The sequence below is a fragment of the Mesorhizobium sp. M4B.F.Ca.ET.058.02.1.1 genome (assembly GCF_003952505.1).
Classification (GTDB): Bacteria; Pseudomonadota; Alphaproteobacteria; order Rhizobiales; family Rhizobiaceae; genus Mesorhizobium.
This window is the reverse complement of record NZ_CP034450.1, coordinates 5,115,800-5,142,521: the sequence shown is the minus strand read 5'-3', so window position 1 is coordinate 5,142,521 and position 26,722 is coordinate 5,115,800. Positions and strand designations below refer to the sequence as shown.

Sequence of the window (26,722 nt, the reverse complement as noted above, 5' to 3'; positions counted from 1 at the left end):
GGTGTTTCCGGCACCCTTCCATCCCCTCCCAGCGCGGCGCGGCCTCTTCGCGCCGCGCCGGATATTTTGAGGCCAACGCATATGGGCTACGCGCTCAATTTCAACCTGATCTGGCGCCATTTCGACAAGCTGTGGGGCGGGCTGCTGCTCAGTCTCGAGCTTGCCGTCATCTCGATCGCCATCGGCATCGTCATCGGGCTGGTGCTGGCGGTCTGGTACGTTTCGGCCGGACGCACGGTGCGGGCGATCATCGCCGCCTATGTCGAGTTCATCCGCAACGTGCCGCTGATCCTGCTGGTCTATCTGGTCTTCTACGGTCTGCCGACTGTGATCGATATCGCCTACAGCGCGCCGACCTCGTTTGTCCTGACACTGTCGGTCTATAGCGGCGCCTACCTGGTCGAAGTCTTCCGTTCCGGCCTCGAGGCCGTGCCGCGCGGCCAACTCGATGCCGGCAAGGCGATCGGCCTGACCCCATGGCAGCGGCTGCTGCATGTGCGTCTGCCGACGATGCTGCGCATCACGCTGCCGGCGCTCTCCAACACCTTCATCTCGCTGTTCAAGGACACCTCGATCGCCTCGGTCATCTCGGTGCCCGAGCTCACCTACGGCGCCCAGTGGATCAACTTCAACACCTTCCGCATCGTCGAGGTCTACCTGGTCACCACGGCCATGTATCTGGTGACCGGCTATGCGCTGCTTTTCGCGCTCAGGCTCGTCGAGCGCCGGTTCAGGGCGGCACGCTGACATGCTGAGCCAGATCCTCTACGCCGTGCCGTTCCTCGCCCAGGGCTTCGCCATCACCCTGTGGGTGTCGCTGCTGGTCGTGGTGCTTTCGCTTATCGCCGGTGTCGCGCTCGGCGTCGGCCTGGTCTATGGCCCCGCCCCGCTGCGCTGGGCGGTGCGCATCTTCAGCGACACCATCCGCGGCATCCCGATTTTGGTGTTGATGTTCTTTGTCTATTACGGCCTGCCCGCGATCGGGCTTCACCTGCAGTCCTTCTGGGCCGCGGTGCTGGCGCTCACGCTGTTCAAGACGGCGCAGGTCGTCGAATATCTGCGCGGCGCCGTCGCCTCAATCCCCAAGGGCCAGTCCGAAGCGGCGATGGCGATCGGGCTGACCTTCCGCCAGCAGCTGACCTACGTCATCTTTCCGCAGGCCTTCAGGCGCTTCCTGCCGCCCTGGATCAATGGCGTCACCGACGCGGTCAAGGGCAGCGCGCTGGTCTCGCTGCTCGGCATCACCGACCTGATGCAGGCGATCAACCAGGTCATCGGCCGCACCTATGAAGCGATGCCGCTCTATATCCTCGGCGCGCTGGTCTACTTCGCGGTCAACTACGCCCTTTCGCTCGCCAGCCGGCGGCTGGAACGGCGCTTCTCCTTCATTAGGGAATAGCATGATGTCCGACGCCTCGAACGCCAGTCCCGCGCTGCTCGAAGTCCGCGATGTCTCCAAGGCCTTCGGTCCCGTCGAAGTGCTCCGCTCCGTCAGCCTCGAGGTCGCGCGCGGCGAAGTGGTGACCATCGTCGGGCCCTCCGGCAGCGGCAAGACCACTCTGCTGCGCTGCGTCAACTTCCTCGAAAGCTACGACAGCGGCTCGATCCGTATTGACGGCAGAGAGGTTGGCTACCGCGAAACTGGAACGCGCCAGCGCCGCGGCGAGCGCGATCTCGCCGCCATGCGCGCCGAGACCGGCATGGTGTTCCAGAGCTTCAACCTGTTCCCGCATCTGACGGCGGCCGGCAACATCATGCTCGGCCTCACCAAAGTGCGGAAGAAGAGCGAAGCCGAGGCGCGCACCATTGCCGAGCACTGGCTCGGCCGCGTCGGTCTCGCCCACAAGGCCGACAGCCTGCCGGCCGAACTGTCCGGCGGCCAGCAGCAGCGCGTTGGCATTGCGCGCGCCGTGGCGATGGATCCGAAGATCCTGCTTCTCGACGAGATCACCTCGGCGCTCGATCCGGAGCTGGTCGGCGAAGTGCTGGCCGTCGTGCGCAGGCTCGCCGAGGACGGCATGACCATGCTGATGGTGACGCATGAGATGGCCTTCGCCCGCGACGCTTCGAGCCGCATCGTCTTCATGGCCGATGGCGGTGTCAGCGCCGTTGGCCCGCCGAAGGAGATCCTGGCGGCGGAGACCTCCAACGAGCGCCTCCGCAGCTTCCTGGCGCGCTTCCGCGCCTCGCAGTTCTGACATCGGGCAGCGACCCAAAGCAACTCCAGGAAAAGTGTAAGCGGTTTTCCGTCTGGAGTTGCGTAGAACAAAGAGCCGCCGCAAGGAGAATACATGACGCCTTACATCCGGCTCGCCGAACTCGGCCTCCAGCTGCCCGAGCCGCCGACGCCCATCGCCAACTTCGTCACCCATGCCGAGGCCGGCCGGCTGATCTTCCTTTCCGGACAGGGGCCCCTGCGGTCCGACGGTACGCTCTGCACCGGCAAGGTCGGCGAGGATGTCACCGTCGAGGAGGCCTATCAGCATGCCCGCCTCACCGGGCTTAACCTGCTGGCTGTCATGCATGCGGCCGCCGGCGACCTCGGCCGCATCGTGCGCGTCGTCAAGCTGCTCGGCTTCGTCAACGCCACGCCGACCTTTAGCGACCACCCGAAGGTGGTGAATGGCTGCTCCGATCTTTTCGCCAACGTCTTTGATAGGATCGGCGGGCACGCGCGCTCGGCGATCGGCGTCGGCTCGCTGCCGGGCAACATCACGGTCGAAATCGAGGCGGTGGTCGAAATCGCCGCCTGAGGTCTTTTCAAGATGGGATTCCAGAGATGACGATCTCCAACATGACAATCCGCGAACGTCTCGGCCTGCGCCCGATCATCAACGTCTCCGGCACGATGACGACGCTCGGCGCCTCGATCATCGTTCCGGAAGCGATCGCCGCGATGGCCGAGATCGCCTCGCAATGGGTGGAGATGGACGACCTGCAGCGCGCTGCCAGCACGGTCATCACGCGGCTGACCGGCGGCGAAGCCGGCTTCATCACCGCCTGCTGCGCCTCAGGCATCACAATGGCGATCGCCGGCGCGATGACCGGCACCAACCTTCTGGCGATCGAGCGGCTGCCCGACGACACCGAGGGCCTCAAGTCGGAGGTCGTTATCCAGCTCGGCCACATCGTCAACTACGGCGCGCCGATCGACCAGTCGATCCGGGTGGCCGGCGCAAGGGTCGTCCCGGCGGGCACCGTCAGCGTCACGCAGGACTATCATGTGCGCGAGGCGATCAACGAGCGCACGGCGGCCGCCCTCTACGTCGTCGCCCATCACACCGTGCAGTACGGCATGCTGTCGCTGGAGGAGTTCTGCGATATCTGCCACGCCAAGGGCGTGCCGGTGATCGTGGACGCCGCTTCCGAATACGATCTGCGCAGCTTCCTGGCGCGTGGCGCCGACATCGTCGTTTACAGCGGTCACAAATTCCTCTCGGGCCCGACCAGCGGCATCGTCACCGGCCGCAAGAATCTGGTGCGCACGGCCTATTTGCAGAACCGCGGTGTTGCGCGAGCCATGAAGGTCGGCAAGGAGAGCATCGCCGGCACGATGGCGGCGCTGGAAGCCTGGGAGAAGCGCGACCATGCCGGCATACGTCGGCGCGAGGAAGCGGCGCTCAATCTGTGGAAGGACGCGCTGCAGGGTCTACCCGGCATCGCCGCGCGCATCATTCCCGATCCGACTGCCAATCCGCTCGACCGCCTGCAAATATTCGTCGCGCCCGAAAGCCGCTTCACCGCCGCCGGCCTCGCCTCGGCGCTGGCCGCCGGCTTGCCGCCGATCATCGTGCGCAACCACGAGGTCGAGCGCGGCCACTTCTTCCTCGATCCGTGCAATCTCCATCCCGGCGAGGCCGAGATCGTCGCCGAGCGCCTGCGCGCCGTGCTGGCCGCGAATGACCGCCCGGCCGACGCGATGAAAGCGGCGCGCAAGGATTCAGCCGGATCGCTGCGCTGGCCGGACTAGGCTCCCGTGGCCGCGGCCTTGCTGCGGCGACAATCCTTGCGGCGATTGGCGAATTCCGCTAAGGCGCGCCTTTGCCGCCGGGAGCGAAAACTTTGACCGATCAGCGTGCCGACGTCGCCATCATCATGGGCAGCCAGTCCGACTGGGCGACGATGCGTCATGCAGCGGAAACACTGGACGCGCTGGGCATCCCGCACAAGCGGCTGATCGTCTCGGCCCACCGCACCCCCGACCGGCTCTATGATTTCGCCAAGAGCGCCAAGGCGGCCGGCTACAAGGTTATCATCGCCGGCGCCGGCGGCGCCGCGCACCTGCCCGGCATGACGGCGGCGATGACGCCGCTTCCGGTCTTCGGCGTGCCGGTGGAATCGAAGGCGCTGTCGGGCCAGGATTCGCTGCTCTCCATCGTCCAGATGCCGGCCGGCATTCCGGTCGGCACGCTGGCCATCGGCAAGGCGGGTGCCGCGAACGCGGCGCTGCTGGCCGCCGCCGTGCTGGCGCTAAACGACGACCGGCTGGCCGCCCGGCTGGACGCCTGGCGCGCCGCCCAGACCGCCAAGGTTGCCGCCGAACCGACGGACGCGCCATGAGCCTGCCGGCGGGATCGACCATCGGCATCATCGGCGGCGGCCAGCTCGGCCGCATGCTGGCGATGGCCGCGGCCCGTCTCGGCTATCGTACGGCGGTGCTCGAACCGCAGGCCGATTGCCCGGCGGCCCAGGTCGCCAACCGCCAGATAACAGCCGCCTATGACGATGCCGCGGCCCTCGCCGAACTCGCCGCGGCCAGCGCCGTCGTCACCTACGAATTCGAGAACGTGCCGGTGGCCGCCGCCAGCACGCTGGCCGCCAAGGTGCCGGTCTACCCGCCGGCGCGCGCCCTCGAAGTGGCGCAGGACCGGCTGGCCGAGAAAAAATTCCTTAACGGCATCGGCATTGCCACGGCCGAGTTTCGCGCAATCGACAATGACGCCGAACTGACGGCGGCGCTGAAGGAATTCGGCGGCAGCGGCATCCTGAAGACCAGGCGCCTGGGCTATGACGGCAAGGGCCAGCGCGTCTTCCGCAATATGGACACCGGTGGCTTTTCCGGCACCTGCGAGGCGATGGGCAACGTGCCGCTGATCCTCGAATCCTTCGTCGCCTTCGAGCGCGAGATCTCGGTGATCGCCGCGCGTGGTCCTGACGGGAGCATCGCCGCCTTCGATCCGGCCGAGAATGTCCATCGCGACGGCATCCTGCACACGTCGACCCTACCGGCAAGAATCAGCCATCAGACGGCGGCGGCGGCGCAGGCCGCGGCGGCAAAGATATTGGCCGCGCTCGATTATGTCGGCGTCATCGGCGTCGAGTTCTTCGTACTTGCCGACGGCTCGCTGCTCGCCAACGAGATGGCGCCGCGCGTCCATAATTCCGGCCACTGGACGGAGGCCGCCGCGACGGTCTCCCAGTTCGAGCAGCATATCCGCGCCGTCGCCGGCCTGCCGCTGGGCACGCCCGGCCGCCACTCGGACTGCGTGATGGAAAACCTGATCGGCGACGACATCAAACGCGTTCCGGCCCTGCTCGCCGAGCCCGACCTGATGTTGCATCTCTACGGCAAGGCCGAATCGCGCCCCGGCCGCAAGATGGGTCATTTCACCTGCGTCAGCCGTCGAAGTTGAGCATGATCTGGAAGCCGGTTGCCGACAACGGCCGGCTTACTGCATATCCTGATCTTCGTCCTCGTCTGGGCTGGCGCAGCTTGCATCGCCTTCCTGGCAGTTGCGGCCGGAAGTGAGCTGTTTGACGCGCTCGTTGGTCAGCTCCGTCAGGCACTGCGAGACCTCCATCGGATGGATGGAGCCGCCCTCGCTGTCCGCCGCGGAATAGGCGCATTCCGCGTCGCGGAACGTGATCCAGGCGCGCTGCGCCGCCTGCAGCATTTTGTTGGACTTCTCGTCGCCATCGCCGACAAGACCCTTGTAGGTTGCATTGAGCTTGGCGTCGGCGGCCTGGTAGTCGGCATCGGCGCAGATATTCATCATCTGCTGGCTGTCGTCGTTGCGGTCGCATTCCTGCGCCCGCGCGGCCGGGGCCGCCGCCAGCACGGCAAGACAGGCGAACAGAAACATCGGGCGCATCAGCGTCTCCAAATCATCTCGCGGGCCGACGGCACCATTCCAGCCCGATCCCGGCCGCGCAATGCCACAGAGCGGAGATGGCGAACATTTGATTGCCAGGCATTTGCGCACGCCATAAAGCATGCTTGCGGTTGACACGGGCAAGCCTCCTCGTTTATGAGCCACGCAAGTTCAAAGGCGCGCTTTTTCGGGCGCGCCTTTAAAATTCGGCCCGGCAGCGGGCCCTGACCGAACAGGCAAGACCATGAAGATCAAGAATTCGCTCAAGGCGCTGAAGGCCCGTCACCGTGACAACCGACTGGTTCGTCGCAAGGGCCGCATCTACATCATCAACAAGACCGCCCCGCGTTACAAGGCGCGTCAGGGCTGAGCCTTGTGCGCGGCTCAGCGCATGTCGCCCAAAAGTGCCGAAGCGGTTTTGGGACAACGACATGCAAAAGAGACCACACCGCGCCCGATGTTTGTCGCCGGCCTGCCGGCTCCTTCACGCTAAAATCACTTTGACGATCCGCCGACCGGGACTAGATTCCGGCGATGCGGATTCGTCTTGCTTTTCTCGCGACCCTTTGCCTGTCCGGCGCGGTCCTGCCGGCCGCCCTCTTGCCGCTCACTGTCTTGCTGGCCTGGGCGGATGATCCGGTCGCTCCCCCCGTCGCCACGACCAGCCAGGCCCGCCTCGACCAGCTATTCACCGACCTGAAGCGCGAGCGCAACGAAAAGGCCGCGACGCGCATAGCCCAGCGTATCTGGAGCGAATGGGCCCAGTCCGGCAGCGCCTCGATCGACCTGATGATGCAATGGTCGCAAAAGGCGATGGAAAACCAGAAATACGACGTCGCGCTCGATTTCCTCGACCAGGTGGTGACCTTGCAGCCGACGTATGCTGAAGGCTGGAACCGCCGCGCCACTGTGCATTTCATGATGAAGAACTACGGTAAGTCGATGTCGGACATCGACCACACGCTGCACCTTGAGCCGCGCCATTTCGGCGCTCTGTCCGGCCTGGCGCAGATCATGGCCGAGACCGGCCACAAGCAGTCGGCCCTTGAAGCCTGGCAGAAGGTGCTCGCCATCTACCCGATGATGCGCAGCGCCCAGGACCAGGTCTCGACGCTGTCGGAGGAGCTTGCCGGCGAAGGCATTTGATTTAGGGGAATAAGGCAGTAGGGCAATATGTGAAGTGCCTCGAGTGGCTCGCCCTACTGCCCTACTGCCCTACTGCCCTACTGCCCTACTGCCCTACTGCCCTACCCTAGAACTATTTCCGCTCCGTTCCGTATTCTCCATTATGAACCTCGTCTACGCTGTGTTTGCCTTCTTCCTCGCGCTCCTCTTCGCCTTTGCCGGAGTCACCCGAGCAGGTCACTGGCTGATCGAGCGCCGCAATCTGCCTGTCGGCGACTTCGCCGACATCGGCGGCGCGCGCATCCACTATGTCCATGTCCCGGCGCCGGCGAACCCGGAGTTGCCGCCGATCGTCTTCCTCCACGGCGCCAGCGCCAATCTCAAGGATCAGATGCTGCCCCTGCGGCCGCTGCTCGAAGGCCGCGCCGAGATGCTGTTCCTGGATCGGCCCGGATTCGGCTGGTCCGGACGCGGCGACAATGAGACCTTGCCCGCGCAGGCCAACACCATCGCTGCGCTGATGGATCGCCTTGGCATGAAGACGGCGATCATCGTCGGCCATTCCTTCGGCGGCGCGGTCGCCACCGCCTTTGCCCGCAAGCATCCGGACAAGACGCAGGGCCTCGTCTTCCTGTCGCCGGCCAGCCATCCTTGGCCAGGCGGCGCGACTGCCTGGTACTACAATCTGACAGCCATTCCCCTGATCGGTCCGCTGTTTTCCGAGACACTGGCCTATCCAGCGGGAGCGTTGCGCATCGATGCCGCCACCGCCTGCGTCTTTGCCCCCAACAAGGTGCCGGACGGCTACGTCGCCGCCGCCTCGATCCCGCTTGTTCTGCGGCCTGGCGCCTTTCGCGCCAACGCCGCCGACGTGGCGGGGCTCTACAGCTACGCGCGCGATGCCTCGACGCACTACCGCGACATCAAGGCGCCGACCGTGATCATTTCCGGCGATCGCGATAAGGTCGTCTACGCGACCATCCATTCGACCGGCCTTGCCCGCGATATCCCCGGCGCTGAGCTAGTCTGGGTGCATAATCTCGGCCACAAGCCTGACTGGATCGCGGCTGACCTGGTCGTCGGCGGCATCGAGAAGACCGCCGGCAGGGCCATCGACCTGCAGTCGATGGCAAAGGCCGTGGAAGCGCGCATCGCCGGCGACGCGCAAGGCGCCGACGCATGTCCCGACCTCAAGGCACCGGAAGCCGAGCTGGCGCCGACCTGAAACGATCAGGCCGGGCGGCTGCCTTGGGTCTCAGACCCGACATACGCAATGCGCAGCATGTTGGTCGAGCCAGGCGTCCTGAGCGGCACGCCCGCGGTGATGATGACGCGGTCGCCCGGCTTGCCGAAGCCCTCGTCGATTGCGATGCGGCAGGCGCGGTCGACCATGTCGTCGAGGTCGATGGCATCGGGCGACACCACGCAATGCGTGCCCCACAGTAGCGACAGCCGCCGCGCCGTGTTGAGGATCGGCGACAGCGCCACGATCGGCACTTGCGGCCGCTCGCGCGCGGCGCGCAAGCCGGTCGTGCCGGAGGCCGTATAGGTGACGATCGCCGACAGTTTCAGCGTCTCGGCGATTTCGCGCGCGGCAAGCGAAATGGCATCCGCGCCCGTCGCTTCCGGCTCCGAGCGCTGCGCGTTGATGATACCGGCATAGGTCGGATCGGCTTCGACCTTGGTGGCTATGCGGTTCATCATCGCGACGGCCTCGACCGGATAGGCGCCGGCCGCGGACTCCGCGGAAAGCATGATGGCGTCCGCGCCCTCGAACACGGCGATCGACACGTCCGAGACCTCGGCGCGCGTCGGCACCGGCGCGGTGATCATCGATTCCAGCATCTGCGTCGCGATTACCACCGGTTTGCCAGCGCGGCGCGCGGCACGCGTGATCTGCTTCTGGATGCCGGGCACCGCCTCCAGCGGCATTTCGACGCCGAGATCGCCGCGCGCAACCATCAGCGCGTCCGACAGCTCGATGATTTCAGGCAGACGGGCCACCGCTTGCGGCTTCTCGATCTTGGCCATGATCAGTGCCCGGCCGCGCGCGATCTTGCGCGCTTCTGCGAGATCCTCCGGCCGCTGCACGAAGGACAGCGCCACCCAGTCGACGCTGGCCGCCAGCACCGCGTCGAGATCGGCGCGGTCCTTCTCGGTCAGCGCGCCGACCGGCAGGTCGGTGTCGGGCAGGCTGACGCCCTTCTTGTCGGAGATCGTGGTGCCGGCGACGACCGTGCAAATGATCGACTTGCCGTCGCTCTTCACCGCCCTGAGCTCCAGCTTGCCGTCATCAATCAAAAGCCGGTGACCGGCCTCGACCGAGCTCAGGATTTCCGGATGGGGCAGGTAGACTCTGCTCGAGGTGCCGGGTTCCGGATTGTTGTCGAGCGTGAAGGTCTGGCCGACGCTGAGCGTCTCCTTGCCGTTTGCGAACTTGCCGACGCGCAGCTTCGGACCCTGCAGGTCGGCGAGAATGCCGATCGGCCGGCCGACCGCGTCCTCGACCGCGCGGATGCGCCCGACCAGCGTGCGCATCAGATCGTGGTCAGTATGGCTCATATTGATGCGGAAGACATCGGCGCCGGCTTCGAAAAGCTTCTTCAACATCTCCTCGGAGGAGGAGGCCGGACCGATGGTGGCGAGGATCTTGACCTTGCGGTTACGTCTCATTGACTGTTTGTTCCCGGGGCGGGGGCCGCTGGTGCGCCTCCCGTTGCGGGCTCGTCGGTCAGCTGGACCATCCAGCTTGCCTGCTCGCCCGTGTCATATTCTTGGAATCCGGCGCGTTGGAAGCCCCGGGCGACGCAATCGGTTACGCCGGCAATCTTGAACTCTTTTTCGGCCACGCACATGTTGATCGGGCCATCCCAGCGCCCGCCGCGCTCGGCGTCTTCTGCATAAAGATAGTAAAACCTTGATGACAGCGGACCCTCGATCAGCGTCTTGCAGCTCGACCCTTCGATGTGCCACCAGCCCTCGGTGATCCAGCCGGCCTTGGCGCGATAGCCGATGCCGACGCCGACCAGGTTCTGTGTGGCGTTGCAGACGCGGAAATCGGCCCGGGCGGGCGACGCCGCGACCATGGCTGTGAGCCCGGCGGCGACGGTCAGGATCGGCAAGGCGAAGGCACGGCGCATGCGCGACCTGCCGGCGGAACCCATCCTGAAACCCCTCAAGAACGACATCTGCATCTCTCGACGCCCCTTTTCGGCAAACTCCGGGCGCATGTCAACGCGCCGTTTTGTTCAATTCCAATCGATTTAGAAGGCCCCAGGCGCGATTTGTCGCCATGCGTTGGATTCTTCGCAGAAACCGTGGCCAAACAACGGCATTGCGCCAGCGTCCTCTTCGTGGAATGACGTTACCACCCTGCCGGGAAGCCAGCGACCAGACCAATTCCAGCCGATGACCCGATCCACAGTTTTCGCGCCTTTCGATATCGTCGAAGGCGATCGCAAGCGAGGCATCGTTCTGCTTGGCGATCATGCCCGCCGCGCCCTGCCTGAGGAGTATGGCAGCCTCGGCCTGCCGGCGAGCGAGTTCGAGCGGCACATCGCCTACGATATCGGCGTCGAGACGGTGACGCGCGAGCTGGCGGCGACGCTCGGCGTGCCGGCTGTGCTCGCCAACTTCTCGCGGCTTTTGATCGATCCCAACCGCGGCGAGGACGACCCGACGCTGATCCGCCAGCTCTATGACGGCACCATCGTGCCGGGAAACTACCCCATGGCCGCGGAAGAGCGGGAAAGACGGCTCGACCGCTTCTACCGGCCCTATCACGACGCCGTCGGCGCCATGATCGCCTCGGTGGCCGAGGCGTCCGGCAAGGCGCCCTTCATCTTCTCGGTCCACTCCTTCACACCGGTCATGCAGGGCATCCGGCGGCCCTGGCATGTCGGTATATTGTGGGACCTGGACGACCGCGTGGCGCGGCCGCTGATCGACATGCTCGCCGCCGACAAGAGCCTCGTCGTCGGCGACAACGAACCTTACGATGGGGCGCTGCGCGGCGACACCATGTTCCGGCATGCCATCGTCAACGGCTTCGCCCATGCGCTGATCGAGATCCGCCAGGACCTGATCGCCGGGCGCGAAGACGCCCTCGCCTGGGCCGAGCAGCTGGCGCCGATCGTTGACGCGATCGACCGCCGTCCCGATATACACCAGGTGAAGAAGTTCGGCTCGCGCACCGGGCCGGTGTGACAGGGCCTGAGGAGCGCATGACATGACCGAGCTTAGCGACGAGCAGAAGCGCGATTTCGAGGCCGCCGCCTTCCGCCGGCTGGTCGAACACCTGCGCGAGCGCGGCGACGTGCAGAACATCGATCTGATGAACCTTGCCGGCTTCTGCCGCAACTGCCTGTCGAACTGGTATCGCGAGGCGGCGCAGGTCGACGGCGTCGCGCTCTCCAAGGACGAGTCGCGCGAGATCATCTACGGCATGCCCTATGCCGAGTGGCAGGCGCTGAACCAGACCGAGGCTTCCGACGCGAAGAAGGCGGAGTTCGAGGCAAGGCGCCCGAAGGATCACTAGCGGCGCCGAGCGCCTTCGCGACTTCGTCATTCTAGGGCGAAGCAGTCGCGAAGCGACGTCGCGCAGACCCTAGAATCCATTCCGTGACGGCTGCCGAAGAGCACGGCGATACAGGATAAGATCGTAACGAGGCAACCCAGGGAGTGTTCTGCACGGTAGCGGCGCTCTTAGGTAACGGCATGGATCCTCGGGTCTGCGCGCGTCGCTCCGCTCCTTGCTCCGCCCGTGGATGACGAACGGGAAGCGTTCTCGCCAACCTCCAAGGCAGCAGCCTGCCACGAACGAAAACCGGTCCTCCGTCGCCCTTTGGTCCAAGCACGTCGCCTAATGCGGCTCTTGACCGCCGATTGAATCGATCTAACTTGCGCCCAAACCATTCGTATTGCGGACAGACCATGAGCGCGCAAAACACGATTGAGGCCGCCATTCGCGGACGCTGGGCCGTGGCCGGCATCTTCCTCGCCAATGGTTTTTTGACCGGCAGCTGGGCGCCGCAGATCCCGGTGTTCCTGACCCGTCTGGATATCTCGAAATTCACGCTCGGCCTGCTGATCCTCCTGTTCGGCGCCGGTGCCGTGGCGGCGATGACCTGGTGCGGCCATTTGATCTCCAGGCACGGCTCGCGCACGGTGCTGCGCTGGTTCGGCCTGTGCGGCAGTTTCGGTTTGCTGGCCGTGGCGCTCGCCCCCAACGTACCGCTGGCGGCCATCGCCATGTTCATCTTCGGCGGCTCGATCGGCGGCATGGATGTCGCCATGAACGCCAATGCGGTGGCGGTGGAAAGAAGGCTCGCCCGCGCCATCATGTCGTCCTCGCACGGCTTCTGGAGCCTTGGCGGTTTCGCTGGCGGCGCTCTCGGCGGCTTCGCCATCCAGAATTACGGCCATCTCGTCCATGCGACCGTGGTTACGGCGCTCGCCTTCGCGGTTGTCGCTTTTGCGATCGGCTACCTGATCGCAGAGGACAAGCCGCAGCAGACAGAGCACCAGAAATTCTCGCTGCCGGGCCACCCCGTGGTCTATCTGGTCGGGTTGATGGCTTTGCTGACCATGGTCTCCGAGGGCGCGGTGCTCGACTGGGCGGCGCTCTACCTGCAGCAGGAGCTCGGCGCCGACCTTGCCTTCGCCGGCCTTGCCTATGCCGCCTTTTCCGGCGTCATGGCGCTCATGCGCTTCCTCGGCGACGGTGTGCGCGACCGCTTCGGCGCGGTGACGACGCTGCGCGGTTCGGCTCTTGCCGCCGCGGCGGGCATGCTGGTGGCCGGGCTGTCGCCCTCGCCATGGCTTGCGATTGCCGCCTTCGGCTTTTGCGGCTTCGGCATCGCCAACATGGTACCGATCATCTTCTCGGCCGGCGGCAACCAGGAAGGCATGTCATCCGGCACCGGCATGAGCGTCGTCACCACCATGGGCTATTCCGGCATACTGGTGGCGCCGTTGGCGATCGGCTTCGTCGCCGAGCATTCGAGCTTCGGCCCGATCTTCGTCGCGCTGTCGGGACTGCTGGTTGTCGTCCTTCTGATGGCCGGGCTTGCTCACCGCGCCGAATTCTCCCCCGAGCCCGCGCCGGCCGAATAGCGTTTCAGCTCCTCATGGAGGAAATCCGCGACGCGGCGGATGCGCAAGCTGCTACGCACGTCGCGATGCATGGCGAGCCACACCGGCAGCGACGGCAACGGCAGCCCGGGCAGCAGGAGCTCCAGCGACGGATCGCGTTCGGCCAGCGGTTCCTGGCCGATGCCGATGCCATTTCCCGTCCGCACCGCTTCCCAAAGAACGATTTGATTGTCGGTCCTGAAGCGAAAGCTGCCGCGGCTGACGGGAATGCCGAACGCATTGAGGCCGCGGACGATCTCATCGCTGCGGTCGAAGCCGACCAGCGTATGATCGGCGAGGTCACCGGGCCGGCTCGGCCGGCCGCGCCGGTCGAGATAGGCCTTCGCCGCACAGAAACGCAGCGGAATGTCGGCGACCTTGCGCGCCACCAGCTCGTTCTGCGCCGGCTTGACCATGCGGATGGCGATATCGGCATCCCTGCGCAACAGGTTCTCGACCTGATTCGAAGCGACGATCTCGACCTCGATGCCCGGCTCCTCCACGCCGAGCCGCGCGGTGATATCCGGTAGCACATAGGCCGCCACCACCTCGCTGGCGGCGATGCGCACGGTGCCCTCGATCGCCTCGACCGATCCAAGGGCCAGCAGCGAGAACGCGCTCGCTTGCTCGCTGACGGCCTTGCCGCGCTCATACAGCACGTTGCCAGCCTCGGTCAGCGCATAGCCGCTGCGCCCGCGTCGGAACAATGTCACGCCGATCGCCTGCTCCAGCTCGGCGATGTGGCGGCCGAGCGTCGGCTGGCTGGCCGCAAGCTTTCGTGCGGCGCCGGAGAGGCTGCCGGTCTCTGCCACGGTGACGAAACTCTTGATCAGGTTCCAGTCGATTTCCGTCATCCATTTATGAATATCAAATCGCCAAAATCAGTCAATTTCCATTCGTTTGCGAAAACCTCAAATTGGTGGCCTAACGCAGACACGGAGACGAAACATGACCAAGATCGCAATCCTCGGCGCGAATGGCCGGCTCGGCCGCGTCGTAGGCAAAGCCTTCATCGACGCCGGCTTCGACGTTCGCGCCGTCACCCGCAGCGGCAAGGTGCCCGCCGAGCTTAAGGGCGCTACAGCGATAGCCGGTGATGCGCTCGACCGAGACTCGCTGATCCGCGCAACGCAAGGCGTCGACATCATCTTCAACGGCCTGAACCCGATCTACACCGACTGGGGCAAATGCCTGCCGATGGCCGAGAACGTCACGGCCGCTTGCCGCGCTAACGGCGCGCTTCATCTGTTCCCCGGCACCGTCTACAATTACGGCTCGCCGATGCCTCGCGTGATCACGGAAGACACGCCTTTCCGGCCGACGACCGAGAAGGGCCGCATCCGCGTCGCGATGGAGGATCTGTTTCGCCGCGAGGCCGAGGCCGGCCGCGTGCGCACCATTCTGCTCAGGGCCGGCGACTTCTTCGGCGGCACCGGCAGCGGCTCCTGGTTCGACCTGGTCGTTGCCGCCAAGATGGAGAAGGGCATCTACACCGCGCCCGGCCCGGCCGACCTCGTCCATGAATGGGCCTATCTGCCCGACTTCGCCGTGGCCTTCGTCGGCCTGGCGCGCAATCTGGACAAGCTCGGCTTCTATGAGGCGCTCAACTTCCCCGGCCATGCCGTCACCGACCTCGATATCAAGGCAGCGGCCGAGAATCCGCTCGGGCGCAAGCTGAAGCTCGGCTTCATGCCCTGGTGGGTGCTACGCGCTGGCAGCCCGTTCGTGGCGATGTGGCGTGAGATCGTCTCGATGTCCTACCTTCGTTTCGAGGAGCACCGGCTGGTCTCGACACGGCTGGAGAAGATCATTGGCGAAATCCCACACACCCCGCTCGATCAGGCGGTGAAGGAAGCCATGCGGGACATCGGCATTGCCGTCGCGCCCGCCCCACGCGCGGCCGCCTGATTTGAGCTGACAACGACCGAGCCGTGACATGGCTCGGTCGCATAAGGATCAGATCCTGCCCATCAGCAGCAGGATCAAAAGCACCACCAGGATGACGCCGACGATGCCCGAAGGGCCGTAGCCCCAGGAGCGCGAATGCGGCCATGCCGGCACGGCGCCGATCAGGATGAGGATGAGAATAATGACGAGAAGTGTGCTGATCGTCATGAGAAAGCCCTCGCCGTGAGGTGAAGTTATGCCGGAACAATGCAAAAGGCCGCCCGGTTGTTCCCCGGGCGGCCTTTATCTTGCTGGTTGAGTTGACTTATTCGGCAGCTTTCTGGAAGGCGATTGCCGGCTCGGCGCCTGCACTGTGGTCGGCAACGGTCGTTGAAACCTTGCCCTTGCCGCGCCGGAACAGCCGCCCGAAAAACGCGTTGAAGCGGCTATCCTTGCTGCGCGTGAACACCATCAGCATCGACGGCGTCACCACCAGCGTCAGCAAGGTGGCGAAGGAGAGGCCGAAGACGATCGCCGACGACAGCGAAATCCACCACTGCGTCGACGGCGCGTTGATCGTCGTCTCGTGATGGAAGATTTCGAGGCCAAGGCCGAAGGCGATCGGCAGCACGCCGAGGATGGCCGACACCGCCGTCAACACCACCGGACGGGCACGCTCGCGGCAGGTCTGCAGCACCGCGTCCATCTTGTCCCAGCCTTCCTCGCGCAGCCGGTCGTAGGTGTCGATCAGCACGATGTTGTTGTTCACCACCACGCCGGCCAGCGCGATGACGCCGATGCCGGACATGACGATTCCGAAGGCCTCGCCCGTCAGAAGCAGCCCGAGGAACACACCGACCGTCGCCATGACCACGCAGGACAGCACCAGCCAGACGCTGGTGAACTTGTTGAACTGCATGAGCAGCACCAGGAAGATCAGGAAGATCGCCGCGCCGAAGGCCTTACTGAGGAAGGCGCCGGCCTCGGCGCTGTCCTCGTTGGAGCCGGCGAGCTTCCAGCGGATGCCACTGCCGAGATCCATCTCGGAGACGGCCTTGGTGACCTCCTGCTGCACCGCCGCGACCTGCGCGCCGGCGCTGACATTGGCTTGCACCACCACTGTTCGCGCGCCGTCGATGCGGTTGAGGATGCCGACCGTCGGCTCGGGCTTGCGCACGACGAAGTTCGAGATCGGCACCGACCCTTGCGAGGTCTGCACTCTCAACTCATCGAGCGTCGACAGCGTGCGCCGGTCCTCGGGTAGCCGCAGCCTGATGTCGACCGCGTCGTCCGCCCCGGCGGGCCGGTATTCCGAGAGCTTCAAGCCGTTGGTCACCAGCTGCACCACCGTTCCGACCGAGGTCGGGCTGATGCCGTATTGCGCCGCCTTGGCGCGGTCGACCTCGAGCGCCCAGTCGACGCCGGGCGGCGGCAGGCCGTCCGAAATGTCGATGACGTTGGGTATCTTGGCGATCCGCGCCGCCACCGCGCGTGCCTTGTCGTCGAGGCCCTTGGGGTCGGCGGCCGAAAGCCTGATCTGGATCGGCTTGCCGGTCGGCGGGCCTGCCTCCGGCACACGCACTTCGACATCGACGCCGGGAATGCCTGCCATGACGCCGCGCAGATCGCTGAGGATCTGGTTGGCCGACTTGCGCTCGCGCCAGTCGACGAACTCGTACTGGATGACGCCGACGACATCTTCGGGGATATCCTGGCCGCCGCCCTGCGTCTTGCCGGCGCGCGTGTAGACCGACTTGACGCCCGGCCAGCCGAGCAGCCGGTTCTCCGCTTCCTTGGTGGCGGCGTCCATCTCGGCCAGCGAAAGATTGCCGCGCGCATGCACGTAGAGCAGGCCGTAATCCGGCTCGACGCTGGGGAAGAACTCGACGCCGGCGCCGTATTTCGAGTAGGCGAAGCCGACGCCGACCAAAAGGCCGACGGTGAGCAGGATGACGGTGATCGGGAAGCGCACCGCCTGCTTGACCAGCGCCATGTACCAGCCGTCGCGGTTCTCGTCCTCGTGATGCTTGGGCGCCTTGGCGAAGATGGCGCCCAGCGTCGGCGCGAACACCAGCGCATAGAGCATCGAGGCCGACAGCGTCACGATCAGCGTGATCGGCATGTATTTCATGAAGTCGCCGATGATGCCAGGCCAGAACAAGAGCGGCGAGAACGCGGCGATGCGCGTCATCGTCGCGGCGATGACCGGGCCGGCCATGCGCCTTGCGGCCAGCGCGAAAGCATCCGCCTTCGGCATGCCCTCGCTCATGCGCCGTTCCGCGAATTCGGTGACGATGATGGCATCGTCGACCAGCATGCCGACCGCCAGGATGAGGCTGAACAGCACGATCATGTTGATCGTGTAGCCCATCATGGCGAGCAGAAGGATGCCGATCAGGAAGGACGACGGGATGGCGAGGCCAATCAGCAAGGAAGCGCGGCCTGACAAAGCGTAGAGGATGACGATGAACACCAGGATGACGGCGATCATCACGTGGTTCTGCAGGTCGCCGAGCAACTGGTTGACGAAGACCGACTTATCCTGCGTGTAGGTGACGTGCATGCCTTCCGGCATCGTCTTGATGAAGCTGTCGGACACTTCCCTGACGTGGTTCAGCGTGTCGATCAGATTGGCGCCGATTCGTTTCTTCACCTCAATGGCGATCGCCGGTTTGCCGTCAAGGCGCGTCACCGTCTCGGCATCCTTGAAGGTGGAGCGGATGGTGGCGACGTCCTTGGCCTGCACCACGGCATTTGGCGTGGCGACGACCGGCAGGTTGGCGACGTCCTCAGGCGTCTCGATCAGCGACGGCACCTTGACGGCGTATTTGCCTTCCGAGCCCTCGAGATTGCCGGCGGCGACCAGGCTGTTGGAGGCGCCGACGCCTTGCATGACCTGGTCGAGCTGCAGCCCGTAGGACGACAGCTTGACCGGATCGATGACCACTTCGACCAGATCGTCGCGGGCGCCCTGCAGCGAACCCTCCAGCACGCCAGGCACTTCCTCGATGCGGTCGCGCAGTTCGCGCGCCGCCGCCGTCAGCACGCGCTCCGGCACGTCGCCCGAAAGCGTCACGACTAGAACCGGAAATTCGGAAACGTTGACCTCGTTGACCGTCGGTTCCTCGGCGGCCTGCGGCAGATCGGCCTTGGCGTCCTGCACCTTGCTGCGCGTGTCCTGCAGCGCGGTCGCTAGATTGGTTTGCGGCTGGAACTCGACGAGCACGTAGCCGCCGCCCTGGAAGGCGGCCGAACGCATCTCCTTGAGGCCCTTGAGGTTCTTCAGCTTGCTTTCCATCGGGCGCAGAAGAAGGCGCTCGGAATCCTCCGGCGAGATGCCCTGGTAAATCAGGCTGATATACATCATCGGAATCGGAACGTCGGGCTCCGCTTCCTTCGGCGTCGACTGATAGGCGACCCAGCCCGCCACGAGCAGGAACAGCAGCGCGGATATTGTGAGGCGGGCGTTGTGGATGGCGAGTCTGACGATATCCATGACTTATGCCTGCTGTTGTCTTCGAGGAGCAGCGACCTAGCCGTCGCCGGGCAGCGCCCGGCGCCTGGCCGCGCTACTGCGTGCCGGCGGTGGCTTCGCCGATCAGCTTGTTGATTGTTGCCTGGTCGGCCTCGACCGGCTTGACCGCGTCGCCTTCCTTTACCAGCTCCTGGCCGGCGACGATGATGCGGGCGTCCTGCGGAATGCCGCCCAGCACCAGCCCGTTCGGCGTGTCGTCGACGAGATCGATCGGATAGAACGCCACCTTGTTGTCCTTGCCGACGGCGCGGATGCCAAGGTCGCCCTTGTCGCCCAGCGTCACCACCGAACGCGGCAGCATGACCGCATCGGTCGGCTGCGCGCTGAGCGTGATTTCGGCCGTCATGCCGGCGGGGATGGCGCCATCGGCATTGGGGATCGCCACCTCGACGCGGAAGGTTCGGGTCTGCGATGAGGCGTCGCGGCTGATGTAGCGAACCGTGCCGGTCACCTTCTGGTCGTTGACCAGGCGCACATTGGCCTCGTCGCCGATCTTGATGTAACGCAGGTCGCGCTCGCTGACCTCGCCGCGCGCGATCACCGGGTCGAGCTTGAGGATGGTCGCCACCTCGCCGCCCTGCATCACCGAGCTGCCGAGTTCCACCGGAATGCGGTCGATGACGCCATCGAACGGCGCCTTGACCTCGTTGCGGTCGAGCTCGGCTTGCGCGGTCTCCAGCTGGGATTGCGCGGACGTCAGGTTCGAGCGCGCGGTGTCGAGCTGCAGTGCGGGCAGATTGCCGGTTTTCATCAGCCGCAGGGCCGCTTCCAGTTCGGCCTGGCGCTGCACCAGAAGCTGCTTGGCGTTGTCGACGTTGGAGATCTTCTCCTCGGCCGCCAGCATCAGCACCAGGTCGCCGGTCTTGACGCGCTGGCCCTGCTTGACCGGCAGCTGGTCGATGACACCGGCGACACGCGTCGCCAGCACCGCCCGCTTGTCGGCCTCCGTCAGCCCCGAGATTCGTATCGCCCGCGCATAGGTCTTGCGCGGCGGCGTCACCACCGCGACGGTGCGCAGCGGCGCCTTCGGCTCGGCGTCAGCCGTCTTCGGTGCTCCGACCTCGGGCTGCGTTGCCTTTGGGGCGTCTCCCGCCTTCGGATTGTCGGCGGCGGCGCTGCCCACGGATGAAAACTCTCCCGTTCCCATCCAGGCTGCGAATCCAATGAGCACAACAATGGCTGCAAGCTTGTGAAACCTGATTTTCGGCATCGTCGTTTTCCACTGCGGGGTTCGGCCAGGCCGCTTTTTTAAATGCGGGCGCGTCGCCGATATGGGTGCGCGCAAGGCCCTATTCAATTTGCCGTGATCGGCGAAGCGCCGCTTCTACCTCAAAGTTGCAACGCAAAATAGTCAGAAAGTTTGATGGATCATTGCGCTGCCGGACAGGGCGCGCCCGCCGCCATCCAGTTCTCGATCGCATTGTATGTCTCCTTTGCCGAGCCTGGGGCCGGCTCTCGATCAGCCCCCGGCGCCCAGCCCCAGGCGACCAGCTTGTCGTCGCGAACATGCAGCGCCACATCCTGCAGGCTGCGCCCGCCATTGCGGGCAGGGTCCTTGATCTGGGCGCAGATTTCAGCCGAGGATTTTCCGAACCAGACCATCTCGGCCGGCGCCAGGTGCCAGTTCTCGGCTCCCGGCGGCCCGTGCAATGCCTTGGAATTACTGGAGAAATGGCAGGTCGTGCAGCGCAGGCCCGGATTGCCGAAGCCGGAGCCGTCGCTCCCGCGCTGAACGTTGAAGCCATGCACGCGGGTGCCGCCATAATGCGCGCCCGACCAGCGCGGGCGGTCATCGGCGACATGGCAATCGGCGCAGCGCGGATGCGAGAATACCTTATAGACCTTGTCCCATTCGGGCAGCCCTCTGGCTGCATCGACCTTCACCGGCGCCGGCGATTGGCTCTCCTGAGCGGCTGCGAAAGGTGCCGCCAAGAACATGATGGCAGCAGGCGTCAGCATGATATGAAGCTTCCTCATGCGAAGGCCACCGCTTTGGACAACGGCAACCTACGGATGCGCTTACCGGTCAGCGCGAAGATGGCATTGGCGAGCGCCGGCGCCGCCGGCGGCGTGCCGACCTCGCCGACGCCGCCCATCTTGTGGAAATTCTCCAGCACCGCGACCTCGAACACCGGACACTGGAAGATGCGCATGGCGTCGAAATCGTGGAAATTCGACTGCTCGACCATGCCGTCGGCGAAGGTGATTTCCTGGCCCATCGCCGCCGACAGGCCGTAGATGGCGGCGGAGATGAGCTGCGCCTTGATGATGTCGGGATCGAGCGCGGTACCAACATCGGCAGCGATCCACACCTTCTCGATGCGGATGCCGGCCGGCGTGTCCGCGACCTGTACGATCTCGCCGACCCAGCTGCCGAAGGACAGCGTGAAGGCCATGCCCTTCGCCTTGCCGGCCGGCAGCGCCTCGCCCCATTTCGCCATCCCGGCGACGGTCTCGACCACTTTCACCGCCGACGGATAAGCGGCCATCAGCTTCTTGCGCAATTCGACCGGATCGGTTTTCCCAGCGGCCGCGATCTCGTCCATGAAGCCTTCATGGAAGAAGCCGTTGATCGAGCTGCCGACCGATCGCCACGAACCGACGGGAATGGAGACGGGCGCGGCGATGCCGCTCACCCGGTAGTTCGGGATCGTGTAGGGCTGGTCGTACGCGCCGTCGACGATGGTCTTGTCCGGCCCCATTGCCGATAGCGACGGAAACAGCCTCCGCAAGGTGCTGGCGATCATCGATGGCGACGATATCTTCATTTCGACGGCGACCGGCAGGCCATCGTCGCCGAGCCGCGCCTGGAACTTGCCGATTGCCGCGGGGCGGTAGGCGTCGTGGCGCATGTCCTCTTCGCGCGTCCAGGTCACCTTGACCGGGCGGCCGCCGGCTTCCTTGGCCATCAGCGCCGCGCACAGTGCATAATCCATCTCGACGCGCCGGCCGAAGCCGCCGCCGAGGAAGGTGGTGTGCACCGCGACCTTGTCCTGCTCGATGCCGACCGCGTTGGCGCACAGCTGCCGCACCAGCGTCGGCGCCTGGTTGCCGCACCAGATGTCGAGGGCGCCGTCCTTCAGCCGCGCCGTGGCGTTCATCGGCTCCATCGTTGCGTGCGCCAGGTACGGCACTGCATAGTCGGCCTCGACGATTTTTTCGCGCGGCGTGTCGGCGAAAGTGGTGTCGACATCGCCGTCGTTGCGCAATGGCGAACCCTTGGTGGTGAGCGCCTGTTTCATCGCCTCGTCGATGGCGGCGCTGTCCAGCGGATATTCGGGGTCGGCCCATTTGGCCTCGATCGCCTCGGCGGCTCTGAACGCCGCCCAGGTGTTTTCAGCGATGACCCCGAAACCGTGACCGTAGCTGGTCTCGATCGGCACGATCTTGACCACGCCGGGCATCTTCGCGGCCTTGGAGAGGTCGGCGCTCACCGGCTTCGACCAGAAGCGCGGGCTCATCTTCACCGTGCCGTAGAGCATCTCCGGCAGCCTGACATCGATGCCGAAGATCGGCGCGCCGGTGACCTTGGCCAGCATGTCGACGCGCTTTTGCGGCTTGCCGAGCAGCTTCCAGTCGGCCTTGTCCTTGAGCCTGACCTCGGCCGGCGGCGGCATGGCGCTGGCTGAGGCGGCGACTTCACCATAGGTGACCGATTTGCCCGACGCCTTATGCAGGACCGCGCCGTTGGCGGTTTCCAGTTCGCCGGCGGAAACGCCGAGCTTCTGCGCCGCCGCCGAGATCAGCATCTGCCTGGCGGCCGCGCCCGCCTGCCGCATCTTGTCGAACCCGTCGCGCATCGAGGACGAGCCGCCGGTGCCCTGCAGGGCGAGCAGCTTTCCGACGACGCCGAGTCCGGATCGCACCGCTTCCGCCGTCATGCTCTCGTCGAAGAAGGGGAACGGACCGCCCTCCTGGAGTATCGCCGCGTTGTAATAGGCATAGGAAGCCGGGCCGTGCTCGACCTTGACCTGATCGAGGCCGACGTCGAGTTCCTCGGCGACCATGGCGGCAAGCGTCGTCGACACGCCTTGCCCCATCTCGGCGCGCGGCGCGACGATGGTGATGGTGTTGTCGGCGCCGATCTTCACATAGGGATTGAAGGTTGCCTCGCCCTTGCCGAGATCGGCCTCGAGCGGGTTGGCGAAGGGCTTGCGGTAGTAATAGTAGCCAACGGCGACACCGCCGGCGACAGCGGCGGCGCCGATGAGGAAGGTGCGGCGGGCGATCTTTCCGATGCTGGCCATGATCAGAGCCCCGCCGTCTTCAGCGCCGCGGCTTTCTTGATCGCCGCGCGGATCTTCGGATAGGTGCCGCAGCGGCAGAGGTTGCCGCCCATGGCGTTGTCGATGTCGTCGTCGCTCGGGTCCGCCACCTCCTCGAGCAATGCCACCGCGCTCATGATCTGGCCGGCCTGGCAGTAGCCGCATTGCGCCACCTGCTCTTCCAGCCAGGCCTGCTGCACCGGATGCAGCTTGCCGCCGGTGCCGATGCCCTCGATGGTGGTGACTGCGCCGCTGACTTCCCCGACCGGCAGCGAGCAGGAGCGAACCGGCAGGCCGTCGACATGCACCGTGCAGGCACCGCAGGCGGCGATGCCGCAGCCGAATTTCGGGCCCGTCTTGCCGATCAGATCGCGCAGCGCCCACAGCAGCGGCATTCCCGGATCGGCATCGATGTCGAATGATTGCCCGTCGACGGTGAGGCGCATGGGGATATCCTTCGTTGTCGTCTATAACCAGAAGCGAAATGGCAAGGCGGCCATTTCGTCTTCATACACCTTGACAAAATCCGTCATTTTGTCAATAGAGTTTGCACAGGGTAGACTGTTCGCCATGATCGAAGCCGAGGACATCGCCGCCGACCCCAAGCGCGCCCGCATTTTGGAAGGCGCGATGAAGGTGTTCCTCGCCTATGGCTTTACGCGCACCACCATGGACGACATCGCGCGCGCCGCCGACATGTCGCGGCCGGCGCTCTATCTGCTGTTCAAGAACAAGACCGACATTTTCCGCGCCATCGCCCTGATGCTGCTCGGTCGCTCCATCGAGCAGGCGAAGAGCGAGCTCGAAGGCGGCGGCACCTTCGCCGAACGCACGATGCGCGCCGTCGACGCAGCGCTGATCTCGATGATCGGCGCTGTCCGTGCTTCCCCGCACGGCGCCGAACTGCTCGACTTGAAGTCGAGCGTCGCCGACCTCGTCGGCTGCTGGCGCGACGGCCTTGTCGAGCACATCGCCAGCGCGGTCGAGGGCGAAGTGAAACGGAACGGCGTCGACCTCGCCGCCAAGGGGCTTTCGGCGCGGCTGCTGGCCGACATGCTGCTCGACGGGCTGGAAGGCATGAAGATGCGCATCAGCAATCCGGACGAGCAGCGACGGGCCGCCGCCGCGCTGATCAGGCTGATCGACCTGGCGCTGCGGAAAGGATGACGTCGGCGGTCGGCGCCCCCGGTCGAGCTAGGCTTGGCGCCGCGCTTGCTCGGGCTTCCTGCGCGCCGCGAGGAACTCCTTTACCCGCCGGCCCGGCGCCGGGCCGCGCATCGGCTTGAAGCCGTCGTCGAGTTCGCCGGAGAGATCGAGCGTCGGCCGCTTGCCGACGGCGTCATAATTCTCCTCCAGCCAGTCGCTGGCGGCGCTGCGGCCAAGATCGCGCAGATAGGCGAGGAAGGCCCATTCGGCGTTGACCTTGGACGATGCCGACAGGTCCTTGAAAGCCTCGTCGGCATCGATGCGGTGCATGCGAATGTCGCGGTACTCGCCATGCGGCAGCCGGCCGGCGGCGATCAGTTCCTTGACGAAGGCGATCGAGCGGAATTCGCGCAGGAGTCCGGCATTGAAGGTGATCTCGTCGATGCGGTTCTGGATCTCGTTGGCGCTCTTTGGCGTGCCATCGCGCACCACCGGATTGATCTGGACTAGGAGCACGTCCTCGGTGGCAGTCGTCTTGAAGAACGGATAGAGCGCCGGATTGCCGCCATAGCCGCCATCCCAGTAGGGCACGCCCTTGATTTCGACGGCGCGGAACAGTTGCGGCAGGCAGGCCGAGGCCATCACCGTGTCGAGGTCGATCTCGCCGTCGGAGAAGACGCGCAGCTGTCCGGTCTCGACATTGGTCGCCGAGATGAACAGCTCCACCGACTTGCAGGCGCGCACATTGGAGAAGTTGATCTCCTGCTTGACCACGTCGCGCAGCGGATTGAGGCCGAGCGGATTGGCGACATAGGGCGAGAACACCCGCGACATGGTGTCGAAGAAGACATAGCCCGGCGTGTTCTCGATCGACCAGTTGCCCCAGGCGACATCCCACGGCATGCGCTGCACCGGGCTGAAGCGGCCTTTCCGCGCCACCGCGCGCCAGAAATCGTCGAGCTTCTTGCGTGCTCCCTCGACGCCGCCACGGACAAAGCCGTCGGCCAGCGCCACCGCGTTCATCGCGCCGGCGCTGGTGCCGGAAACGGCTGAAATCTCTAGCCTTCCATCCTCCAGCAGCCTGTCGAGAACGCCCCAGGAAAAGGCGCCGTGCGAGCCGCCCCCCTGAAGCGCGATGTTGATCTTCTTCTTTTCCTCCGCCTTGCCGTTGGTCGTCATGGCGTTCCTGTCGTTGAATGGCCGGCCTCGTCCTGCCCGGAATCGGGCGACGCGCCGGCAGCGGACCTATGTTGCAGTGCAGCATATAAGTCCTGACCAAGGCAAGAACACGAACACGGTCGCGTGATCACATGAAATTTCGGTCATGAAGAAGAGCCTCACCGCCTTTTGGCGGAGAGGCGACATTCATCAAGATGGGCTGGCCGCCTTAGGCGACGAGATCCGGCACCGGCCCGACATAGCGCGACTGCGGCCGGATCAACCGTCCTGTCGTCTGCTGCTCGCGCGCATGGGCGATCCAGCCCGAGATGCGGCCGGCGGCGAAGACGTTGGTGAATGCGTCCTTTGGGAAGCCTGCCGCTTCCAGCAGGAGCGCAGTGTAGAACTCGACATTGGTCTGGATCGAACGCTGCGGCTTGGCGACCCGAAGCACGTCGAGCGCCGCCTGCTCCACCGTCTCGGCAAAAGCCAGCCGGCTGCCCATCTTCCCGCTACCTGGCCCCTTGCGGGTGGCCAGTTGCCGCACCACCGCTTTCAGCACGTCGGCGCGCGGATCGCGCACCCGGTAGATGCGGTGGCCGAAACCCATGATGCGCTCGCCTTGCGCGATCTCGTCGCGCAGCCAGCCGGCGCCGTCGCCGCACGCCTCGATCGCGTCCAGCATCTCGATGACCGGTCCGGGCGCGCCGCCATGCAGCGGCCCCTTGAGCGCGCCTAGGCCAGCCAGAATCGCCGAGGTCAGCCCGGCTTGAGTCGAGGCGACGACGCGGGTGGCGAAGGTCGAGGCGTTGAGACCATGGTCGCAGACAGTGACGAGATAGGTGTCGAGCGCTTTGGCCAGATCGGGCGAGGCCGCGCTGCCACCAAGCATGCGCAGCATGTCGGCGGCATGATCGGCATCCTTGTTTGGTGCGACCGGCTGGTCCCCGCGTCCCGCCCGCAGCAAGGCCGGAGTCAGCACCGCCGGCGCCGCGATCAGCCGCAGCGCATCCGTCAACGTCCCGCCGTCCGGCAAAAGGGCGATGCCGGCCCGCATGCCGCTGTAGACATCGAGCGCGGCCAGCGTCGGAAAAATCGGCTGGAGCCGCAGGAACACCTCGACCCGCGCCCGGCCGATCGCCTCGGCCAGTTCAGCATCGCCGGGAAGGTCGTCGAAGAAGCCGTCGAGCAACAGGCGCGCCACCTGCGGATAGCGCCAACGGCCGGCCAGTTCCGGCAGCGAATGGCCACGGATCGTCAGCCGGCCGCCGAGGCCGTCGACATCGGAAAGCACGGTTTCCGCCGCCACCACATCATCGAGCCCGTTTGCCATGTCCGTCTCCTTCGCCATTTACGGACTTGAATTAATGGTACAAGTTCGA

Annotated in this window: 27 protein-coding genes; 15 read left to right on the top strand and 12 right to left on the bottom strand. The window is 65.3% G+C overall.

Going from position 1 to position 26,722, the window contains the following annotated elements:
- The first annotated feature begins 81 nt into the window (after window positions 1-81).
- The 7 genes from EJ073_RS24945 (at window position 82) to EJ073_RS24915 (ending at window position 5,633) form a co-directional block, all read left to right on the top strand.
- A complete protein-coding gene (locus tag EJ073_RS24945) occupies window positions 82-747 on the top strand; it encodes an amino acid ABC transporter permease (RefSeq protein WP_126057930.1) in 666 nt (221 codons plus the stop codon).
- Window position 748: 1 nt separating this feature from the next.
- Window positions 749-1,399: an amino acid ABC transporter permease gene (locus tag EJ073_RS24940; protein WP_126057929.1), complete on the top strand. Its 651-nt coding sequence runs from the start codon at window positions 749-751 to the stop codon at window positions 1,397-1,399.
- A gap of 4 nt (window positions 1,400-1,403) precedes the next feature.
- Window positions 1,404-2,198, top strand: a complete 795-nt coding sequence (locus EJ073_RS24935; protein WP_126059334.1) for an amino acid ABC transporter ATP-binding protein — start codon at window positions 1,404-1,406, stop codon at window positions 2,196-2,198.
- A 93-nt stretch (window positions 2,199-2,291) separates the two neighbouring features.
- On the top strand, window positions 2,292-2,753 hold the full coding sequence (locus tag EJ073_RS24930; protein WP_126057928.1) for a RidA family protein: 462 nt from the start codon (window positions 2,292-2,294) through the stop codon (window positions 2,751-2,753).
- Between the two features lie 41 nt (window positions 2,754-2,794).
- Complete coding sequence (locus EJ073_RS24925) at window positions 2,795-3,970, top strand: aminotransferase class V-fold PLP-dependent enzyme (protein ID WP_245455773.1); 1,176 nt, start codon at window positions 2,795-2,797, stop codon at window positions 3,968-3,970.
- A 92-nt stretch (window positions 3,971-4,062) separates the two neighbouring features.
- Complete coding sequence (gene purE / locus EJ073_RS24920; RefSeq protein ID WP_126057926.1) at window positions 4,063-4,560, top strand: 5-(carboxyamino)imidazole ribonucleotide mutase; 498 nt, start codon at window positions 4,063-4,065, stop codon at window positions 4,558-4,560.
- Window positions 4,557-5,633, top strand: a complete 1,077-nt coding sequence (locus tag EJ073_RS24915) for a 5-(carboxyamino)imidazole ribonucleotide synthase (RefSeq protein WP_126057925.1) — start codon at window positions 4,557-4,559, stop codon at window positions 5,631-5,633. Before purE ends, EJ073_RS24915 begins: the two co-directional genes overlap by 4 nt.
- A gap of 36 nt (window positions 5,634-5,669) precedes the next feature.
- Here the strand turns inward: EJ073_RS24915 and EJ073_RS24910 are convergent, their stop codons facing one another.
- Window positions 5,670-6,092, bottom strand: a complete 423-nt coding sequence (locus EJ073_RS24910) for a lysozyme inhibitor LprI family protein (protein ID WP_126057924.1) — start codon at window positions 6,090-6,092, stop codon at window positions 5,670-5,672.
- A gap of 244 nt (window positions 6,093-6,336) precedes the next feature.
- On the opposite strand from EJ073_RS24910, the gene ykgO reads away from it, so the two are divergent.
- From ykgO to EJ073_RS24895, 3 genes are all read left to right on the top strand, one after another.
- A complete protein-coding gene (gene ykgO / locus EJ073_RS24905) occupies window positions 6,337-6,462 on the top strand; it encodes a type B 50S ribosomal protein L36 (protein WP_040974291.1) in 126 nt (41 codons plus the stop codon).
- A 164-nt stretch (window positions 6,463-6,626) separates the two neighbouring features.
- Window positions 6,627-7,238, top strand: coding sequence for a hypothetical protein (locus tag EJ073_RS24900; protein ID WP_126057923.1), 612 nt, complete (start codon window positions 6,627-6,629; stop codon window positions 7,236-7,238).
- Between the two features lie 142 nt (window positions 7,239-7,380).
- The gene (locus tag EJ073_RS24895) at window positions 7,381-8,442 is read left to right on the top strand and encodes an alpha/beta hydrolase (RefSeq protein WP_126057922.1); all 1,062 of its coding nucleotides are present in this window, start codon (window positions 7,381-7,383) and stop codon (window positions 8,440-8,442) included.
- Window positions 8,443-8,447: 5 nt separating this feature from the next.
- Here the strand turns inward: EJ073_RS24895 and pyk are convergent, their stop codons facing one another.
- Entirely contained in the window at window positions 8,448-9,890 is a 1,443-nt protein-coding gene (pyk, locus tag EJ073_RS24890) for a pyruvate kinase (RefSeq protein ID WP_126057921.1), read from the bottom strand.
- A complete protein-coding gene (locus EJ073_RS24885) occupies window positions 9,887-10,357 on the bottom strand; it encodes a DUF1036 domain-containing protein (protein WP_245455349.1) in 471 nt (156 codons plus the stop codon). The genes pyk and EJ073_RS24885 overlap by 4 nt, the downstream gene beginning before the upstream one ends.
- A gap of 268 nt (window positions 10,358-10,625) precedes the next feature.
- Between EJ073_RS24885 and EJ073_RS24880 the strand changes: the two genes are divergently transcribed.
- The 3 genes from EJ073_RS24880 to EJ073_RS24870 all read left to right on the top strand — a co-directional run bounded on the left by EJ073_RS24880 (window position 10,626) and on the right by EJ073_RS24870 (window position 13,331).
- The gene (locus EJ073_RS24880) at window positions 10,626-11,423 is read left to right on the top strand and encodes an N-formylglutamate amidohydrolase (RefSeq protein WP_126057920.1); all 798 of its coding nucleotides are present in this window, start codon (window positions 10,626-10,628) and stop codon (window positions 11,421-11,423) included.
- 22 nt (window positions 11,424-11,445) lie between these two features.
- Entirely contained in the window at window positions 11,446-11,754 is a 309-nt protein-coding gene (locus EJ073_RS24875; RefSeq protein ID WP_126057919.1) for a DUF1244 domain-containing protein, read from the top strand.
- A gap of 395 nt (window positions 11,755-12,149) precedes the next feature.
- Window positions 12,150-13,331 (top strand): MFS transporter, encoded by a 1,182-nt coding sequence (locus EJ073_RS24870; protein ID WP_126057918.1) that lies wholly within the window; start codon window positions 12,150-12,152, stop codon window positions 13,329-13,331.
- Here EJ073_RS24870 and EJ073_RS24865 read toward each other — a convergent pair.
- Entirely contained in the window at window positions 13,289-14,203 is a 915-nt protein-coding gene (locus EJ073_RS24865; protein WP_126057917.1) for a LysR family transcriptional regulator, read from the bottom strand. The genes EJ073_RS24870 and EJ073_RS24865 overlap by 43 nt on opposite strands.
- A gap of 94 nt (window positions 14,204-14,297) precedes the next feature.
- Between EJ073_RS24865 and EJ073_RS24860 the strand changes: the two genes are divergently transcribed.
- Entirely contained in the window at window positions 14,298-15,257 is a 960-nt protein-coding gene (locus EJ073_RS24860) for an SDR family oxidoreductase (protein WP_126057916.1), read from the top strand.
- Window positions 15,258-15,305: 48 nt separating this feature from the next.
- Here the strand turns inward: EJ073_RS24860 and EJ073_RS24855 are convergent, their stop codons facing one another.
- From EJ073_RS24855 to EJ073_RS24830, 6 genes are all read right to left on the bottom strand, one after another.
- Window positions 15,306-15,464 (bottom strand): DUF3309 family protein, encoded by a 159-nt coding sequence (locus EJ073_RS24855; protein WP_126057915.1) that lies wholly within the window; start codon window positions 15,462-15,464, stop codon window positions 15,306-15,308.
- A 97-nt stretch (window positions 15,465-15,561) separates the two neighbouring features.
- Window positions 15,562-18,732 carry an efflux RND transporter permease subunit gene (locus EJ073_RS24850; RefSeq protein WP_126057914.1) on the bottom strand — a complete coding sequence of 1,057 codons (3,171 nt, stop codon included), beginning with the start codon at window positions 18,730-18,732 and terminating at the stop codon, window positions 15,562-15,564.
- Between the two features lie 73 nt (window positions 18,733-18,805).
- Entirely contained in the window at window positions 18,806-19,981 is a 1,176-nt protein-coding gene (locus EJ073_RS24845) for an efflux RND transporter periplasmic adaptor subunit (protein ID WP_126057913.1), read from the bottom strand.
- Window positions 19,982-20,139: 158 nt separating this feature from the next.
- Window positions 20,140-20,748 (bottom strand): hypothetical protein, encoded by a 609-nt coding sequence (locus EJ073_RS24840; protein WP_126057912.1) that lies wholly within the window; start codon window positions 20,746-20,748, stop codon window positions 20,140-20,142.
- Complete coding sequence (locus EJ073_RS24835) at window positions 20,745-23,018, bottom strand: xanthine dehydrogenase family protein molybdopterin-binding subunit (RefSeq protein WP_126057911.1); 2,274 nt, start codon at window positions 23,016-23,018, stop codon at window positions 20,745-20,747. Before EJ073_RS24835 ends, EJ073_RS24840 begins: the two co-directional genes overlap by 4 nt.
- Window positions 23,019-23,020: 2 nt before the next feature.
- Window positions 23,021-23,482: a (2Fe-2S)-binding protein gene (locus EJ073_RS24830; protein WP_126057910.1), complete on the bottom strand. Its 462-nt coding sequence runs from the start codon at window positions 23,480-23,482 to the stop codon at window positions 23,021-23,023.
- Between the two features lie 124 nt (window positions 23,483-23,606).
- Between EJ073_RS24830 and EJ073_RS24825 the strand changes: the two genes are divergently transcribed.
- A complete protein-coding gene (locus EJ073_RS24825; RefSeq protein ID WP_126057909.1) occupies window positions 23,607-24,203 on the top strand; it encodes a TetR/AcrR family transcriptional regulator in 597 nt (198 codons plus the stop codon).
- Between the two features lie 27 nt (window positions 24,204-24,230).
- Here the strand turns inward: EJ073_RS24825 and EJ073_RS24820 are convergent, their stop codons facing one another.
- Both EJ073_RS24820 and EJ073_RS24815 read right to left on the bottom strand, forming a co-directional pair.
- Window positions 24,231-25,361 (bottom strand): patatin-like phospholipase family protein, encoded by a 1,131-nt coding sequence (locus EJ073_RS24820; protein ID WP_126057908.1) that lies wholly within the window; start codon window positions 25,359-25,361, stop codon window positions 24,231-24,233.
- 208 nt (window positions 25,362-25,569) lie between these two features.
- On the bottom strand, window positions 25,570-26,673 hold the full coding sequence (locus tag EJ073_RS24815) for a citrate synthase/methylcitrate synthase (RefSeq protein WP_126057907.1): 1,104 nt from the start codon (window positions 26,671-26,673) through the stop codon (window positions 25,570-25,572).
- Between the last annotated feature and the right edge of the window lie 49 nt (window positions 26,674-26,722).

Bases quoted from the DNA above. Each gene is read 5' to 3' on its own strand.
- EJ073_RS24945 (WP_126057930.1), top strand. From the start codon at position 82: ATGGGCTACGCGCTCAATTTCAACCTGATCTGGCGCCATTTCGACAAG.
- EJ073_RS24940 (WP_126057929.1), top strand. From the start codon at position 749: ATGCTGAGCCAGATCCTCTACGCCGTGCCGTTCCTCGCCCAGGGCTTC.
- EJ073_RS24935 (WP_126059334.1), top strand. From the start codon at position 1,404: ATGTCCGACGCCTCGAACGCCAGTCCCGCGCTGCTCGAAGTCCGCGAT.
- EJ073_RS24930 (WP_126057928.1), top strand. From the start codon at position 2,292: ATGACGCCTTACATCCGGCTCGCCGAACTCGGCCTCCAGCTGCCCGAG.
- EJ073_RS24925 (WP_245455773.1), top strand. From the start codon at position 2,795: ATGACAATCCGCGAACGTCTCGGCCTGCGCCCGATCATCAACGTCTCC.
- EJ073_RS24915 (WP_126057925.1), top strand. From the start codon at position 4,557: ATGAGCCTGCCGGCGGGATCGACCATCGGCATCATCGGCGGCGGCCAG.
- EJ073_RS24910 (WP_126057924.1), bottom strand. From the start codon at position 6,092: ATGCGCCCGATGTTTCTGTTCGCCTGTCTTGCCGTGCTGGCGGCGGCC.
- ykgO (WP_040974291.1), top strand. From the start codon at position 6,337: ATGAAGATCAAGAATTCGCTCAAGGCGCTGAAGGCCCGTCACCGTGAC.
- EJ073_RS24900 (WP_126057923.1), top strand. From the start codon at position 6,627: ATGCGGATTCGTCTTGCTTTTCTCGCGACCCTTTGCCTGTCCGGCGCG.
- EJ073_RS24895 (WP_126057922.1), top strand. From the start codon at position 7,381: ATGAACCTCGTCTACGCTGTGTTTGCCTTCTTCCTCGCGCTCCTCTTC.
- pyk (WP_126057921.1), bottom strand. From the start codon at position 9,890: ATGAGACGTAACCGCAAGGTCAAGATCCTCGCCACCATCGGTCCGGCC.
- EJ073_RS24885 (WP_245455349.1), bottom strand. From the start codon at position 10,357: ATGCGCCGTGCCTTCGCCTTGCCGATCCTGACCGTCGCCGCCGGGCTC.
- EJ073_RS24880 (WP_126057920.1), top strand. From the start codon at position 10,626: ATGACCCGATCCACAGTTTTCGCGCCTTTCGATATCGTCGAAGGCGAT.
- EJ073_RS24875 (WP_126057919.1), top strand. From the start codon at position 11,446: ATGACCGAGCTTAGCGACGAGCAGAAGCGCGATTTCGAGGCCGCCGCC.
- EJ073_RS24870 (WP_126057918.1), top strand. From the start codon at position 12,150: ATGAGCGCGCAAAACACGATTGAGGCCGCCATTCGCGGACGCTGGGCC.
- EJ073_RS24865 (WP_126057917.1), bottom strand. From the start codon at position 14,203: ATGACGGAAATCGACTGGAACCTGATCAAGAGTTTCGTCACCGTGGCA.
- EJ073_RS24860 (WP_126057916.1), top strand. From the start codon at position 14,298: ATGACCAAGATCGCAATCCTCGGCGCGAATGGCCGGCTCGGCCGCGTC.
- EJ073_RS24855 (WP_126057915.1), bottom strand. From the start codon at position 15,464: ATGACGATCAGCACACTTCTCGTCATTATTCTCATCCTCATCCTGATC.
- EJ073_RS24850 (WP_126057914.1), bottom strand. From the start codon at position 18,732: ATGGATATCGTCAGACTCGCCATCCACAACGCCCGCCTCACAATATCC.
- EJ073_RS24845 (WP_126057913.1), bottom strand. From the start codon at position 19,981: ATGCCGAAAATCAGGTTTCACAAGCTTGCAGCCATTGTTGTGCTCATT.
- EJ073_RS24840 (WP_126057912.1), bottom strand. From the start codon at position 20,748: ATGAGGAAGCTTCATATCATGCTGACGCCTGCTGCCATCATGTTCTTG.
- EJ073_RS24835 (WP_126057911.1), bottom strand. From the start codon at position 23,018: ATGGCCAGCATCGGAAAGATCGCCCGCCGCACCTTCCTCATCGGCGCC.
- EJ073_RS24830 (WP_126057910.1), bottom strand. From the start codon at position 23,482: ATGCGCCTCACCGTCGACGGGCAATCATTCGACATCGATGCCGATCCG.
- EJ073_RS24825 (WP_126057909.1), top strand. From the start codon at position 23,607: ATGATCGAAGCCGAGGACATCGCCGCCGACCCCAAGCGCGCCCGCATT.
- EJ073_RS24820 (WP_126057908.1), bottom strand. From the start codon at position 25,361: ATGACGACCAACGGCAAGGCGGAGGAAAAGAAGAAGATCAACATCGCG.
- EJ073_RS24815 (WP_126057907.1), bottom strand. From the start codon at position 26,673: ATGGCAAACGGGCTCGATGATGTGGTGGCGGCGGAAACCGTGCTTTCC.